This is a genomic window from Proteocatella sp. QWL-06 (genome assembly GCF_058684135.1).
Genome location: NZ_CM178755.1, coordinates 2,515,400 through 2,529,773, shown reverse-complemented (window position 1 = coordinate 2,529,773; position 14,374 = coordinate 2,515,400). Strand labels below are relative to the sequence as shown.

Below are 14,374 nucleotides of genomic sequence, written 5' to 3'. Positions count from 1 at the left end.
AAGATAAAAACAGGCCCTGGCTTTTAACTTCCGTGGCCTGTCTTCATATTTGAGGTGGTTTAAATCTTTATTCAGCTTACTGTGCCTTTTTCTTTATGTCCTTAAGATAATATTTTTCGCTTGTGAAGAACTCATTCTTAAGCTCTACTACTTCCTTGCTCATGACTATAAGTGCAAGCATGTTCGGAAGTATTATCATTGCAAGGAAGAAGTCAAGGAACTGGTAAAGGAACTCTATTCCTCCGAATACTCCAAGAAGTATGGATACTACATATACATATTTCCATGCCTTTGCAAATTTATATCCAAACAGGAATTCTGCCTGTTTTTCTCCGTAAAACACGAGAACTATTACTGTTGAAAGCACGAACAGAAGTATCGAAACTGTTACGATTATTCCTCCTGCAGGTCCGAACATCTTTCCAAATGCAAGGGCAGGTATCGAAGCCGCCTCCGCTGAAGGTACTGTCTCCCACATTCCAGTTATGAGAACCACGAATGCTGTTACTGAACATACCATAAGCGTATCTACAGTTATCTCAAATATTCCCCAGAAAGCCTGACGAACAGGGTGATCTGTCTCTGCCGTTGCGTGGGCTATAGGTGCTGTACCCATTCCAGCCTCGTTTGAATATGTTCCTCTCGCAGCTCCCCATCTGAGCGCAAGTGCCACCGTAGAACCCGCGAAACCTCCTGTTGCCGCTACAGGTGTGAATGCGCTCTTGAATATAAGGGCAATTACACCCGGAAGATGTGTTATGTTTGCAACTATTATAACAAGTGCTCCTGCAATATAAAGAAGAGCCATTATAGGAACCAGCTTCTCAGTTACCTGAGTTATTCTCTTAATTCCGCCAAATACTACTATGAATACTATCAGGGCCATTCCTACTCCGGTAACCATAGGAGGAATACCTATAGTTCCTGCTGTCTGTACAGCTGAAACCGCCTGAGTCGCTATTGAGGGTATGAGCTCTATCATAAGGAAGAACGCAAACCACATTCCAAGGAATTTACCAATCTTCTTGTTCTTGAAGCCTTTTGCAAGATAGTAGGTAGGACCTCCTGCGTATTCACCTGCTTCATTTTTCTCTCTGTATTTTATACCAAGGACTATTTCAGAGAATTTTGATGCCGAACCTATAAGTGCTATCACCCACATCCAGAATACAGCTCCCGGACCACCAAAAGCAATCGCTACCGGAACCCCAACTATATTAGAGGCTCCTATTGTAGATGCAAGCGCTGCCGTTGCTGCCTGAAACGGGGATATTGCATCCTTGTCCTCAGGCTTCTGGAACATCTTTCCAAAAGTCTGTTTGAATATGTATCCAAGATATCTGAACTGAAAAAATCCCAGCCTGAACGTAAGAAACAGACCTCCACCTGCGAGCAGGATCAGCATCGGGTTTCCCCAGAGCCAGTTTGAAAAACCTATGACCAAATCAAAAAATGCATTCATAACATAACCTCCTGTTTTAATATAAGATAAATAATATCTAATTACATTATATGCATTTCCAGTTTTTGTAATGTTTGAATAATATGGAATAAAAGCAATTTTCTGAATTTAATGTATTTGATTTTTTTTTATTTAAACGAATTTTAAACCTTCCTGATGGTCCCTATATATATTTTACTGATGCTACATTGCTGCTCTCCAGTATCCCGAGGAACTGCCTTGATTTGTAATCTATCTTTTCATTGTTTGACACAAGTATCTGTATGTTCTTTTCATCTGAAAGATATGAAAGAATGTTCTTAAGCGAATTATAAAGCCTTATGTCCTTTATTGTAGTTATCTTGTAATCCATCTCTATGTAGTCAAGTACCCTCGGCTGTATTTCAGATATATCCATCCAGTATCTCTTGCAGGCTCCGCTCACCTGATTTCTCCTCGATATCTCAAGCAGCTTTTCTGAAAGCTCGCTCATGAGTATATAGTCGCAGCCCGGATCTGCATATTCGTTTACTTTTATTACCACATTTTCTCTTCGGAGCTTGTCTGAGCTTTCCTCACTGTCCACGAGAGTCATGTAAAGATCCTTGATCTTCTTCTGCGGCGATATATTGAGCTCCTGCCTGAGCGTATTGTAGCACTTCCTGTACTGCATGATGGCGAGATGCCTCTCGTTTTTTTCTATATGAAGCTTCATGAGCCTGTAGCAGGCCTCCTCGTCATATGGGTTTACCCTCAGTATGTCCTCAAGTATCTCCGTTGCATCTTCATATATGCCTTCTCTTGTATAATAATCAAGGAGAAGATTGAGAGACTGTATGTGCTTCTTCTGATATCTGGCCCTCTGAAACAGTACCCATTCATTAAAGTCGTCACTGTCCTTTATATAGAACTGGTCGAGAAAATCACCCTTCAGATTTTTTCTGGCAAATATAAGCTTATCTATCAACTGCTGATCTTCCTTTTCGCCTTCCTTCAGGTCTATTCCTTCCAGTGCCATGAGATCGCATTCAAAGCTGTAGTCCGGATTTATGCAGCAGTAGTCCTTGGTGCTTATTATGAATTCATTTCCTGAATCGTCACATGGAATGACTTTTTTTATGTTCCACAGATTATATCTGAGATTGTAGTTCGCCGTCTCAAAACTGTCCGCCCAGAGTACTGATGCAAGCTTGTCTCGGGCCATCTTGCGGTTCTCGTTGCATACAAGAAGCGCAATTATTGCCGCCGACTTGGAGCTCAGTTTTGAAAAAAGATCTTCCCGGTCGTTATTAATCGAGAAGCTCCCCATCATTCTGATGTTAAGTGTACCCATTTTTTCCTCCCTCCTAAAAATTTCTGTATACTACGAATCCGTTTTTTATCGTAGCTGAAATCTCTGCAGAAATTATCTCCTCGGGCGCAATGCTGAATATATCCCGATCCAGTATCACAAGATCTGCCAGCTTTCCTATCTCTATGCTCCCCTTGCGCTTTTCTTCCTTTACTGAAAAGGCGGCATTGATCGTAAAGAATTTTACTGCCTCCTCTACGCTCACCCTGTTTTCCTCAACCGGATGATTGACCGCCGCATGTATTCCAAGTACAGGATCGATCGGGGTAAGGTCGCTGTCAGAGCCTCCACATATTACTATGCCCATGTCTGTTAGCTTTCTGAACTGATTCGTCTCTCTGTATCTTTTTCCAAGCCTTCTTTCATACATCTTTCCGGGTCCTCCGAACATGTATTCATATGCCGGCTGCATCGAGAATATGAGCCCAATCCTCGAAGCTCTTTCTATCTGGGAATCAGAGGCCAGCTCCGCATGTTCTACCCTGTGCCTCAGGCTGCTGACGGGATATATCGAAGAAGCATGCTCGTGTGCGGTTATAAGGCATTCAAGAGCCCTGTCTCCTACGGCGTGCATGGTCGTATTGAGATTCTTTTCATAGCTCTTAAGTATGAATTCGTTTATTTCGTCCTGAGTGAAATACAGCTCTCCGTTTCCTTCATGGTCATTATATTTTTCATATATCGCAGCACTTTTGGAAGTAAATGATCCATCGAGGTATACATCTCCTCCTATCCATTCCAGTCCCATCTCTTCGACCTTCTCAAAATCCATGGTGCTGTAAAACAGGTTTATGTCTACAGGAAGCTGATCCTTATATCTGTTCATATCCCTTGCATCATTTTCGTAGAATTCAAAGCCGCCTTCCATGACATGTATGCTGGTGACTCCCTTCTTTATGATCCTCTGGGAAAGCTCGACTATGGACTTGTATCTGTCCGACGGGCTGTAGCTCTGTATTATCTTCTTCCTTGTAAGTGCATTTGCCTTTCCATATATCCTCCCGCTGGGGCTTGAATTGTCATCATACTCAACCCCTTCCATCGCAAGCGGAACCTTGAGCTCATGAAATGCCCTAGTGTTCAGTATGCTGCAGTGGAAATCCCTGCTGTTTATCCATATGGCATAATCCTTAGTGAATCCGTCGAGTATCTTTCTTGTCGGATAGCAGCCTTCTTCAAGGTTTGATACTTCGAGTCCGAAAGCCCTTATTATTGTAGTCCTTGGATTCTTGTCTATCCATTCTTCTATCTTATCCCTTATGTCATTGTAGCTTCGGCATCCTATCAGATCAAGGCTTATATATTTTGTGGCTGTCTGGACGAAATGCGCATGGCAGTCATAAAAACCAGGAAGCACAAGCCTTCCTGAGATGTCTTCTTTTTCCGAATATGAATCCATGCTGCTCACATAGCTGTCCCCATATCCGGCATCCGTTATTATTCCATTTGTTATTCCTATCCAATCATAGGCTTTGCTTCCAAATCTCCAGAAGTTTCCATTATAAAGCAATATATTATTTTCCATTGAGTTCACCATCTCTTTATTCATGTTTTCTAAATTATCTCACATTTATTCATGTTTGTGAATGTTTTCGTGAAATACAAAAGAGGTTTCGCCTATCAAAGGGCGAAACCATCTTATTTGCTTATTTAAGCAGGTTCTTTATAGTTCTTTCTACAAGCTCCGGAGCTACTTCAAACGAATATCGCTTTTCTATTCTCTCAGTAAATTTGTGAGCGTCCTTTCCGAAGCTTCCTATGTCAAGCACTGGAAGGTCGAGCTTTTGCATGTCCTCAAGCGGTATGTCGTACGTCCTTCCGAATCCAGGCATGTTATTCTTTATGCCCGCGATTATTACAGGATCCTTTGGAGCCGAGCCATAGCTGAGGTCTGATATATAAGGGAAGAATTTCTTGTATACGAGCTTGTAGTCTGTCTCTGTATTTTCTACAGCATCTGCAACCGCTTCAAGGAGCTTCTTTTCCTTCTCCGTCTTTCCTTCAACATACACGTGAGGATAATATGGAGGAGTGAAGTATACTATTACTGCCGGATTTCTGTCTGACCAGAGGCTGTGTACGAATTCCACTATCTTCATGGTCTTGTCTCTCGTGTCAAATTCCTCTTTCTCAATAAGCGTATCAATATAAGAGCTGAGCTTTTCGTCAAGCTCCTCTCCCAGCTCCTGCTTTACGAGGTTGTACAGCTCCTCATATGAGAATACTCTGGCTTCCCATGGAAGCTTTTTGTGATCTCTTGAAGCCATTGTGCAGTAAGCTTCGTACTGGCTGTTCAGGCTGTCGATTACAGACTGGAATGAATCAAGCGCCGCTTTTTTCATCTTGAGCATTACCTCATCAGGAGTCGATGTATGTGTGGCATAGTTGAAATACAGATAGGCAGTCTTTGCGATCTGACATGAATACTCCGGCTTGAGGTCCTTGTTCTTGAGAGTTATCGGAGGAAGCGAAACCTCTCCCTCAGCTACGTCGCAGTACTCCACATTCAGGTTTACCCTGTTTACGATGGCTGCCGAAATCTGGTTTGGATCAAGACCTTTGAACGACTCTCCTACGTGAGTCTCCTTACCTACTATGAAGAATGAAGGCATCAGCTTTCCTACCGTACCTATATAAACATACTTGTTCTCGTCTCCCTCATACTCGGATGTCATGTAATCTGTATCAAGAAGCGCCGTATATTCAAAGCCTTCATCTTCCTGAAGCTTTACGAGCTCAGGAACGCATGACAGCATCCCGCCGCTGTTTGCCTCCTCATCGCATACTCCGCAGAATATTAGGTTTCCTGAAAAATTCTCTATGTCCTCAGAGATTTCCTCCATGATTGCCATTAGTATGGCATCTCCCGTCTTCATGTCAAAGAGCCCTCTTCCAAACAGATACTCTCCTGACTCAAGATCTTTTCTTACCTCTTCAGGCAGCTCTATCTCCCTGAATTTTTCTGTGAGCTCATATGGCCTGTGCGCATATTCTTTGAGAGAGCCATAGTCTGAGGTTCCTACAGTATCTATGTGGCCTATCATTACTACGGTTTTTCTGCTGTCTGATTTTTTCCCTCTCATCAGCGCCATCACGCTCTTCCTGCCGAGCTTGTCTCCTGGCACATCTATGAATCTGAGGTCCTGGGGATTGTCTCTGTAATACGCCATCTCTGAGAATATCTCATGCATCTTGTCTGCCGCATCTATCTCTCCGGCCGTCTCGGCTATGCTCAGCTGCTCTGTAAGCGTTACCGCGATTTCTTCTATCCTCTTGCTCCTTGACATCTTCATTTAGTTCTCCTCCTGTTTAAAAAATCGAATAAATTATCAAATGTTCATCACATCAATACTTACTTTACCGAAAGCGTGCTCACAAGAAAATCATATATGCTCTGAGCGCTCTCCCATACAGACTCGAGCTTTACATATTCATCGGCCGCGTGATAGTTCTTTCCTTCCGGCCCGAATATAACAGCAGGTATCCCGAGCTTTCCACCTATATGGTTGAAGTCGCCTATGCTCCTGAAATAGGTTATGCTGGCATCTCTGTCGCATACCCTTTTTATTGATGCTCTCAGGATAGCAAGATATTCATTGTCTTCATCAATGACATAAGGATCAAATCCGCCGTCAAAGCCTTCTGCAGGGGAACTCCTGAGCTCTATCTCGAATGAGCTCGAAAGCTCTGCTCTCTGAGCTGCCAGTTTTATCTCTTCCTTTATGGTTTCTATGTTCTCGCCTCTTACCGTGTGCCTGAAGATCTCTATTTCAGCATGATCAGGGACACTGCATGCCTGGCCTCCTCCGCTCATGCTTATCAGGCAGTGTGAGCCTCTTGTGAGCCGGTCGTCCTTCTTCATATCAGTCTTCTCAAGCTCGCATGCTAGTTTTGCAGCATCCAGGAGCGCATTCACTCCAAGCTCTGGTGCTGCTGCGTGAGATGACTTGCCGTAAAGCTTTACTTTGTAATTGTATCCACCTCTTGCTCCAAGAGACAGAGATGGAGACTCCACTCCAGCAAATCCTGCACTCGGTTCCGTTATTATCGCAAAATCAGCTGTATCTATTTTTCTGTCGTTAATAAGATATGTAGTACCCAGCCCAAAAGGACCTTCCTCATCAGAAACAAGATGATATATTATCTTTCCTCTGAAATCAGATATATTTTTTACGAATTCAGCAAGCACCTGCATTATAACCGCGCACCCGCTCTTCATGTCGAGCGCTCCGAGGCCATACATGTTTCCATCCTTAATCATGGCATCATATGGTGGAACCGTCCATCCGCTGCACAGTCTTACGCTGTCCAGATGTCCGTTGAAATAAATCACCGGCCCTTCTTTTTTGCTGTCTATCTCTCCGATTACATTCATGCCTTTAAAGTCAGTTATCTCTTTTTCGTGATACCTGTGTATCCGGGCAGGAACATTTCTGTCTCTCAGCCATTCAAAGGCATACTCCATTATCTTCTCTTCTTCAAAATATGGACTTGGTATCCTAATGAGGCTGGCAAGCAGGTCGTAGAGCTCTTCTTTTTTTATTTCATTCATTTAATACACCCTTTCTTCTTTGAAAAAATTTTTCAGGGATATACTTACTCATGACATCATTATATTTATACTGAGTTTATTGAATCGTTTTATTTTTCAGTTTATTTCAATTTTAAATGTTTATCCTTAAAACATATAAACTTTTACTCTACCATAAAAATTTTCAGATAGAATCTTCTTATTGAATCCATTGGATTTTTCTATTAATTCATCAATTATTTTCATGTTATAATCTATTTGGATATTTTATATGAATAAGGGAGGATATACTAATGAAAAGACTACTAACACTATCTATGGTATTTGTCATATCTGCTGCTGTTTTAGCTGGATGCAGCGGCGGAGATGGCAGTTCTTCTGCACTTAACTCTGTAGGAACTTCTGTAGACGGAAATGAAGTTGCCATAGAGCAGGCTTCCATGAAACTTGTTGATACAGTGCAAAATGGAGGATATGAGCTTATAGGCACAGAAGAGCTGAATGCCTGGGTTACTGAGGGCAAGGAGATGATAATAATTGACACCATGCCTGCAGACAGCTACGCAAAGGGACGTATTCCTGGAGCTCTAAATGCAGAACTTCCAAAAACAGGAATGGCTGATGTAACTGCAGAGCAGAGAGAGGCCTTTACTGCGCTGCTTGGAGATGACAAGGATGTTCCTGTAGTTGTGTACTGCGGATTTGTTGCATGCGAAAGAAGCGACGTCGGAGCAGTCATTGCCAAGGAACTCGGATATAACAATGTATACAGATGTCCAGGAGGTATAGTGGCCTGGGAGAACGCTGGATATGAAGCGGAAAAATAAGCTGAGCCTTCTTTCACTGGCATTCGTACTTATGCTGTGCATGCTATTTCTCAATGGATGCGGCTCAGCACCTGAGCTCTCTGAAACCGCAGAAGAAGTAAACAGCAATATAGGCATTTCTGATATACAGCTTGGAATGGACGAGAAAGCCGTCCTAGAGCTGCTCGGAGAGGATTTTGAGAAGAGTCCCTGCATAATAGGTTATGAGTATGCATATTCTGATCCTGACATAAATCTCGGAATAGATATCGATGCTATGTGCGTAAAACGGATTACCTCCCGCAGTCCTGAATGCACAGTCTATTCAATTCCTGTTGGAATAAAGTGCACTGAAGGCGCTGATGTCCTCTATGAGCATGGTTTTGAAAATGACGGAGATTCGAAATTCAAGTTCGTAAGAGAAGATGTGAGAATAACCATGCTGTCTGCTGACGGGGAAGCTACAGATGGGTTTACGGTAGAGCTGATATCATGACAAAAATACCAGGGCACACACAAAAGTGCCCTGGTATTTTTATCTGCAAGCTTATATTAATTAAATGCTATTCTATAACCTTATCCATTCTCTTCATCTTCCTCATTTCATACAGTATGAAGCCGGCCGTAACCACAGATGATGTTATGTCCGCTACAGGTCCCGCATAGAGCAGACCTTCAAGCCCATATATTGATGGAAGTATGAACGCAAGCGGTGCAAGCAGCAGAGCCTGTCTCAGAAGAGACAGGAATGCCGACTTGAGCGGTTTCCCGACGGCCTGAAAATATATAGCTGAGGTTATCTGAAAACCAAGCACGAATATTCCAGAAAGGAAGATTCTAAATGCCATTACCGCAAACTCATTATACAGCTGGCTCTCTGATCCAAAAATTCCTACGACCTGTGGCGTGAATATCTGAAATACCAGAAATCCGGTGATCGAGAATACCGAAGCTGACATTATGGATATCCTGTATGTCTTCCTTACCCTGTCAAATCTTCCTGCTCCATAATTGTATCCCCATATAGGCTGTGAGCCTATAGCTATTCCAAGTATAACCGAGGTCACAACCATGTTCACCTTCATTACTATTCCTATGACAGAAAGCGGTATATCCGTCCCATAGACAGACATGGCTCCAAAATGCCTTATGGTGTTGTTTATCGTTATCTGCACGAGCGTTATGGACATCTGAGTGACAAAGCTCGATGCTCCAAAAGAGAATATCTTTTTCGCTACATCTTTCTTTATCCTGAATATCTCCCTTTTTATTATCACATTTTTGAACATACTCAGGTACCTGAGGCTCAAAAGCATTGAGGCAAACTGTCCAATTATGGTTGCCACAGCTGCTCCGGCTACTCCCATGTCGAATACGAATATAAAAAGCGGATCCAGGACTATATTTATTGCGGCTCCTGCCAGCATCGAATACATAGAGTATTTTGGGCTTCCGTCAGCTCTTATGAGGGCATTGAGCCCCGTGCTCACAACCATGAAGGGAAGTCCTATGATTATTATCCGGGTATATTCAACTGCATAAGGCATTACGGCATCCGTAGCGCCGAAAAGGCTCAGCAACGGCCTGAAGAACATCAGTCCTGATATAAGCAGGAGCATTCCCGTAACTATCATTATGCCTACAGCGCTGCCGACCGTGTCCGATGCGCTCTGCCTGTCCTTTGCTCCCAGCCTGAGGCTGTAGAGGGCCGCCGCTCCATTTCCGGTCATGAGCGACACTGCCATGGTTATGGTTACGAGCGGAAAAGCCACATTGGTGGCTGCATTTCCAAGATACCCTACTCCCTGCCCTATGAATATCTGGTCGACTATATTGTAAAGTGCATTTACCACCATGGATACCACACTCGGGATTGCAAATTTTATAAGAAGCCTGGAAATTTTTTCGCTTTCCATAGGGCTCACGTGTTTTTTCTGAATGTTTTTATCTGTCAAACCTGTTTCTGAAGTCATATATTTTCTCCTGATAAAATCAAAGGAATAACCAAAGCAAGATACTTCAGTTATTCCTTAATCAATTTTATTTGTATTTTGGTTCTATTACTATTTTTCTGTAAGGATCTTTTCCTTCACTGTATGTCTTAACATATCTGTCTGACTGCAGCGCCGAGTGGATTATTCTTCTCTCATATGGATTCATCGGCTCAAGCTTGATTACTCTTCGCTGCTTTGCCGCCTGCCTTGCCATCTTGTTGGCATATTTTATGAGTGATTCCTCTCTCTTGGCTCTGTAGTTTTCGATATCCAGAAGTACTTTGACATATTTATCTCTGTCTCTGTTCACTGCAAGTCCGAGAAGCATCTGAAGCGAATCCAGAGATTCTCCTCTTCTTCCTATAAGCCTTGACGCATCATCTCCCTCAACGCTTATGCAAAGGCATCCGTCTTTCTCGCTGATGTCTATGCTGGCATCAATTGCAAGTGTGCTGAATATATCTTCTAAAAACTTTTTTGCTGTTTCCTTAGAATTTTCGTCTATTTCCGTTTCTTTTGAAACCTTTATATCTTCTCTTGTGTCTTCATCAAGCGAAAATCCTTTTGATGCGAAACTGAAATCCTCAAGGTCATCACTTGCTTTTTCAGCTTCTTTAAGAGTAACTTTTACCCTTACTTCCTTTTTCGCCAAAAATCCAAACAGTCCTTTGGATTTCTGCTCTTCTACGTCGATTGTTACATCTTCAAGCTTTGCTCCAAGCTCCTTAAGAGCTTTCTCAACTGCTTCTTCTCTTGTTTTTCCAACTGCTTCTACATAATTCATTATTTAGCCCCCTTAGAGCCACCTTTAGCTGTCTCTTTATTATTCTTCCTGTATGCGGTAACTCTTCTTTGTATTATAGAGAATATATTTGATACTGCCCAATACAGTGAAAGTCCGGCAGGGAAGCTTACCCCCCATACAAGTATCAGTACTGGCATCATATACAGCATAACGGATGTAGTCGGATTTTTTGGCTGGCCCTTCTGCATCATATATGACTCAAAGAATGTAGTTATGGCAGCCAGTATAGGAAGAATGAATGGTATTGATATACCCGCAAGAGTTATGACGTCCGGCGTTGCCATCGATTTGATCCATAGGAATCCTGTATCTGCTGCTGCATAAGCTGCTTCTGTTGTGAATACATATTTTACCGGTTCACGAAGTACATTAAACAATCCTATAAGTATTGGAAACTGTATAAGAATTGGCAGACATCCCATCATCGGATTTACCTTGTGCTTCTGGTATAACTCCATGATGAGCTGGTTTTGTTTATCCTTGTTGTCGGGATATTTCTTTTTTATTTCATCCATCTTTGGCTGTATTTCCTGCATTGAAGCCATAGATCTGTTCTGAGCTGCAGTAAGCGGCAGCAGACACATCTTTACTACTACAGTGAATACGATGATAGCAAGACCGTAATGGCCGACTACCTGATAAATGAACTTTAATAACAAACCTAGTATTGTAGACAAATCTTCCTCCTTGTCTATATTGTTACGTTATGGAACAGGATCATATCCTCCATCGTGAAATGGATGACATTTCAATATGCGTCTTAATGCCATGTATCCTCCCTTGTATGGTCCATGCTTTTGAACAGCTTCGAGGGCATAACTTGAACATGTAGGATAGAACCTGCATGTAGGGACCCTTTTGAGAGGAGATATGAATTTCTGATAGAACTCTATGCTATAGATCAGTACTTTTTTTAATATTTTTTTCATATATCTTTAAACCTGTTTTCTTAAACAGATATCCTGCAGATTTTCTTACATCATGAAAATCAGATTCGCTGGCTGCTACCCTTCCTATGAATATAATGTCCAGGCCTTTTCCCTGCGGCTCATAAAATTTCAGACTCTCCTTGAGATATCTTCTAATCCTGTTTCTTACTACGGCTTTTCCAACCTTTTTGGAAATCGAAAAACCGACTCTGAATTCATCCGTTCCATTAGGCAAGTAATACAGAACTAAATTCTTGCATCCATAAGATTTTCCTTTATTATATACACGCTTAAAGTCAGAATCCTTTTTTAGTCTTGAAAAGTTCATTTTATACCTCTGACTAAATATATAACAAAAAAGGCCACAACATCCCGCGGCCCTTATATTATGCAGTTAGTCTTTTTCTTCCTTTTGCTCTTCTTCTTCTTATAACGTTTTTACCGTTTGATGAGCTCATTCTCTTTCTGAATCCGTGCTCTTTCTTTCTCTGTCTTTTCTTCGGTTGATAAGTTCTTTTCATTTTTTCCACCCGCCTTTCCTGATTGTACATCTTCTATTTATAGAGACTACCTCTATTTACGCATATCATAAAAAATATTATATATTCTAAAGCCGACTATGTCAAGCTTTTCTTGGTAGTGTACGGGCCGTTTTTTGATAAAAATTCTTACAAAGAACCGCTGATACAGTATTTGATCCTATGGATAAGTTAATAACAGACTGTTGATAAAAGCTGATTATTTTTCTGATGTTATTTTTATGAGACTTTTTCACATTTTTTTCCAGTATGTGTTGATATCTTTTTTCCGTCTTATCCACAACTGTTGATAACTTTGTGGATAAACTTTTTGACAATTATAAATTCTGTGTGAAATATAAGATTTTTCTTAAAAAATCAACAAATTTATTCTGATATTTGTCCTCATAAATTTATCAACAGTCTGTTAGTAAATTTTATTTTATTTTTGAGCATTGAAATAATCCACAGCAAATTTATAATTTATTTTGTTTATTCTGTTTTACTTAACAGGAAAAATTTGTTATAATTGTTTTATGACTTATCCACATTTTTTGTTGATAAGTTGTTAATATTATATACGGAGGATAATAATGGATGCTTATACACTTTGGGAGAAAATAATAGAGAGGCTCAAGGCCACAGTGTCAGAGACTTTCTTTGATTCCTTTTTCAGCAAGCTCGAGCCTGTGACGCTCAGAGAGACTGAGCTGATATTATTTACGAAGCTTCCATTTATAAAGGAAGTCATAGATAACAATCACAGACAGAAGCTGGAATCTCTTGCCCAGGACATAGCAGGAAAATCAATAAACATCACAGTAATAACTTCTCTGGAGGAAATACCTGCAGCAAACAAGAACGAGGTGCAGAAGGAAAAGCTGATAAGCAGCAACCTTAATCCAAAGAATACCTTTGACAGCTTCGTAATAGGCAACAGCAACAGATTTGCCCATGCTGCATGTGTCGCAGTTGCTGAATCTCCTGCAAAAGCATACAATCCATTATTCATATATGGTGGCGTAGGCCTTGGAAAGACTCACCTTATGCACGCCATTGGTCATTATATACTGAACCAGAATTCGAATGCGAAGGTCCTTTACCTTTCGTCCGAGAATTTCACAAATGAGCTTATAAACTCGATCAAGGATGATAAGAATGAGGCTTTCAGAAATAAATACCGAAATGTCGATGTGCTCCTGGTGGACGACATACAGTTCATAGCAGGAAAGGAAAGTACACAGGAGGAATTCTTCCATACCTTCAATGCGCTGCACAACGCAAGCAAACAGATAATAATCTCGAGCGACAGGCCTCCAAAGGAGATCCCTACGCTTGAAGACAGACTAAGGTCAAGATTTGAAATGGGCCTTATAGCTGACATACAGTCACCGGACTATGAAACCAGGATTGCCATACTTAGAAAGAAGGCTCAGGAAGAGAACAAGCACGTTCCTGACGAAGTAACTATCCATATAGCAAAAAACATCAAGTCCAACATAAGAGAACTCGAGGGTGCCCTGGTAAGGATATTCGCATATGCTGATCTTGCAAACAAAGAGATAACATATGAGCTGGCATGCGAAGCGCTAAAGGATATAATAAGCGGCAAGGTAAACAAGGAAATAAATGTAGACCTCATTAAAGAGAAAGTCTCTCAGTACTACAACATCAAGATTTCAGACTTCAATCTAAAGAAGAGGACAAGAGAGATAGCCTTCCCGAGGCAGGTAGCAATGTACCTCAGCCGTGAGCTCACAGATCTTTCTCTTCCTAAAATAGGAGAGAGCTTTGGCGGAAAAGACCATACTACGGTAATGCATGCGCACGAGAAAATCAGCAATGACATAAAGAAGAACAAAGATCTTAAGGATAAGATAGAAAACATCATAAATGACATAAAAAACAACTAGATAAAGCAGTTTTTTCAGGAAATTCTATCAACAGAAAGGCATGAAAAAAGCATTTTTTATCCACAGACTTATTACCAGCGGTAAAT

At 41.4% G+C, this 14,374-nt stretch carries 14 protein-coding genes; 3 read left to right on the top strand and 11 right to left on the bottom strand.

Going from position 1 to position 14,374, the window contains the following annotated elements; all coding sequences use genetic code 11:
• Positions 1 to 76 precede the first annotated feature (76 nt).
• The 5 genes from AC4PGZ_RS12035 to AC4PGZ_RS12015 all read right to left on the bottom strand — a co-directional run bounded on the left by AC4PGZ_RS12035 (position 77) and on the right by AC4PGZ_RS12015 (position 7,344).
• Entirely contained in the window at positions 77 to 1,462 is a 1,386-nt protein-coding gene (locus AC4PGZ_RS12035; RefSeq protein ID WP_492158858.1) for an alanine/glycine:cation symporter family protein, read from the bottom strand.
• A gap of 163 nt (positions 1,463 to 1,625) precedes the next feature.
• Complete coding sequence (locus AC4PGZ_RS12030) at positions 1,626 to 2,774, bottom strand: AfsR/SARP family transcriptional regulator (protein WP_492158857.1); 1,149 nt, start codon at positions 2,772 to 2,774, stop codon at positions 1,626 to 1,628.
• 13 nt (positions 2,775 to 2,787) lie between these two features.
• Positions 2,788 to 4,317 carry an amidohydrolase gene (locus tag AC4PGZ_RS12025; protein WP_492158856.1) on the bottom strand — a complete coding sequence of 510 codons (1,530 nt, stop codon included), beginning with the start codon at positions 4,315 to 4,317 and terminating at the stop codon, positions 2,788 to 2,790.
• Between the two features lie 121 nt (positions 4,318 to 4,438).
• Complete coding sequence (locus AC4PGZ_RS12020; protein ID WP_492158855.1) at positions 4,439 to 6,085, bottom strand: M20/M25/M40 family metallo-hydrolase; 1,647 nt, start codon at positions 6,083 to 6,085, stop codon at positions 4,439 to 4,441.
• Between the two features lie 59 nt (positions 6,086 to 6,144).
• Complete coding sequence (locus tag AC4PGZ_RS12015; protein WP_492158854.1) at positions 6,145 to 7,344, bottom strand: M20 family metallopeptidase; 1,200 nt, start codon at positions 7,342 to 7,344, stop codon at positions 6,145 to 6,147.
• 272 nt (positions 7,345 to 7,616) lie between these two features.
• Between AC4PGZ_RS12015 and AC4PGZ_RS12010 the strand changes: the two genes are divergently transcribed.
• Both AC4PGZ_RS12010 and AC4PGZ_RS12005 read left to right on the top strand, forming a co-directional pair.
• Entirely contained in the window at positions 7,617 to 8,150 is a 534-nt protein-coding gene (locus tag AC4PGZ_RS12010; protein WP_492158853.1) for a rhodanese-like domain-containing protein, read from the top strand.
• The gene (locus AC4PGZ_RS12005) at positions 8,134 to 8,625 is read left to right on the top strand and encodes a hypothetical protein (RefSeq protein ID WP_492158852.1); all 492 of its coding nucleotides are present in this window, start codon (positions 8,134 to 8,136) and stop codon (positions 8,623 to 8,625) included. The genes AC4PGZ_RS12010 and AC4PGZ_RS12005 overlap by 17 nt, the downstream gene beginning before the upstream one ends.
• 67 nt (positions 8,626 to 8,692) lie before the next feature.
• Here the strand turns inward: AC4PGZ_RS12005 and AC4PGZ_RS12000 are convergent, their stop codons facing one another.
• From AC4PGZ_RS12000 to rpmH, 6 genes are all read right to left on the bottom strand, one after another.
• Positions 8,693 to 10,102: an MATE family efflux transporter gene (locus tag AC4PGZ_RS12000; protein ID WP_492158851.1), complete on the bottom strand. Its 1,410-nt coding sequence runs from the start codon at positions 10,100 to 10,102 to the stop codon at positions 8,693 to 8,695.
• A 67-nt stretch (positions 10,103 to 10,169) separates the two neighbouring features.
• Positions 10,170 to 10,907, bottom strand: coding sequence for an RNA-binding cell elongation regulator Jag/EloR (gene jag, locus AC4PGZ_RS11995; protein WP_492158850.1), 738 nt, complete (start codon positions 10,905 to 10,907; stop codon positions 10,170 to 10,172).
• Positions 10,907 to 11,605 (bottom strand): YidC/Oxa1 family membrane protein insertase, encoded by a 699-nt coding sequence (locus AC4PGZ_RS11990; RefSeq protein ID WP_492158849.1) that lies wholly within the window; start codon positions 11,603 to 11,605, stop codon positions 10,907 to 10,909. Before AC4PGZ_RS11990 ends, jag begins: the two co-directional genes overlap by 1 nt.
• Positions 11,606 to 11,632: 27 nt before the next feature.
• Entirely contained in the window at positions 11,633 to 11,857 is a 225-nt protein-coding gene (gene yidD, locus AC4PGZ_RS11985; protein ID WP_492158848.1) for a membrane protein insertion efficiency factor YidD, read from the bottom strand.
• On the bottom strand, positions 11,823 to 12,185 hold the full coding sequence (rnpA, locus tag AC4PGZ_RS11980) for a ribonuclease P protein component (protein ID WP_492158847.1): 363 nt from the start codon (positions 12,183 to 12,185) through the stop codon (positions 11,823 to 11,825). Before rnpA ends, yidD begins: the two co-directional genes overlap by 35 nt.
• A gap of 58 nt (positions 12,186 to 12,243) precedes the next feature.
• The gene (gene rpmH, locus AC4PGZ_RS11975) at positions 12,244 to 12,378 is read right to left on the bottom strand and encodes a 50S ribosomal protein L34 (RefSeq protein ID WP_492158846.1); all 135 of its coding nucleotides are present in this window, start codon (positions 12,376 to 12,378) and stop codon (positions 12,244 to 12,246) included.
• 590 nt (positions 12,379 to 12,968) lie between these two features.
• On the opposite strand from rpmH, the gene dnaA reads away from it, so the two are divergent.
• Positions 12,969 to 14,288, top strand: coding sequence for a chromosomal replication initiator protein DnaA (dnaA, locus tag AC4PGZ_RS11970; protein WP_492158845.1), 1,320 nt, complete (start codon positions 12,969 to 12,971; stop codon positions 14,286 to 14,288).
• The last annotated feature ends 86 nt before the right edge of the window (positions 14,289 to 14,374 follow it).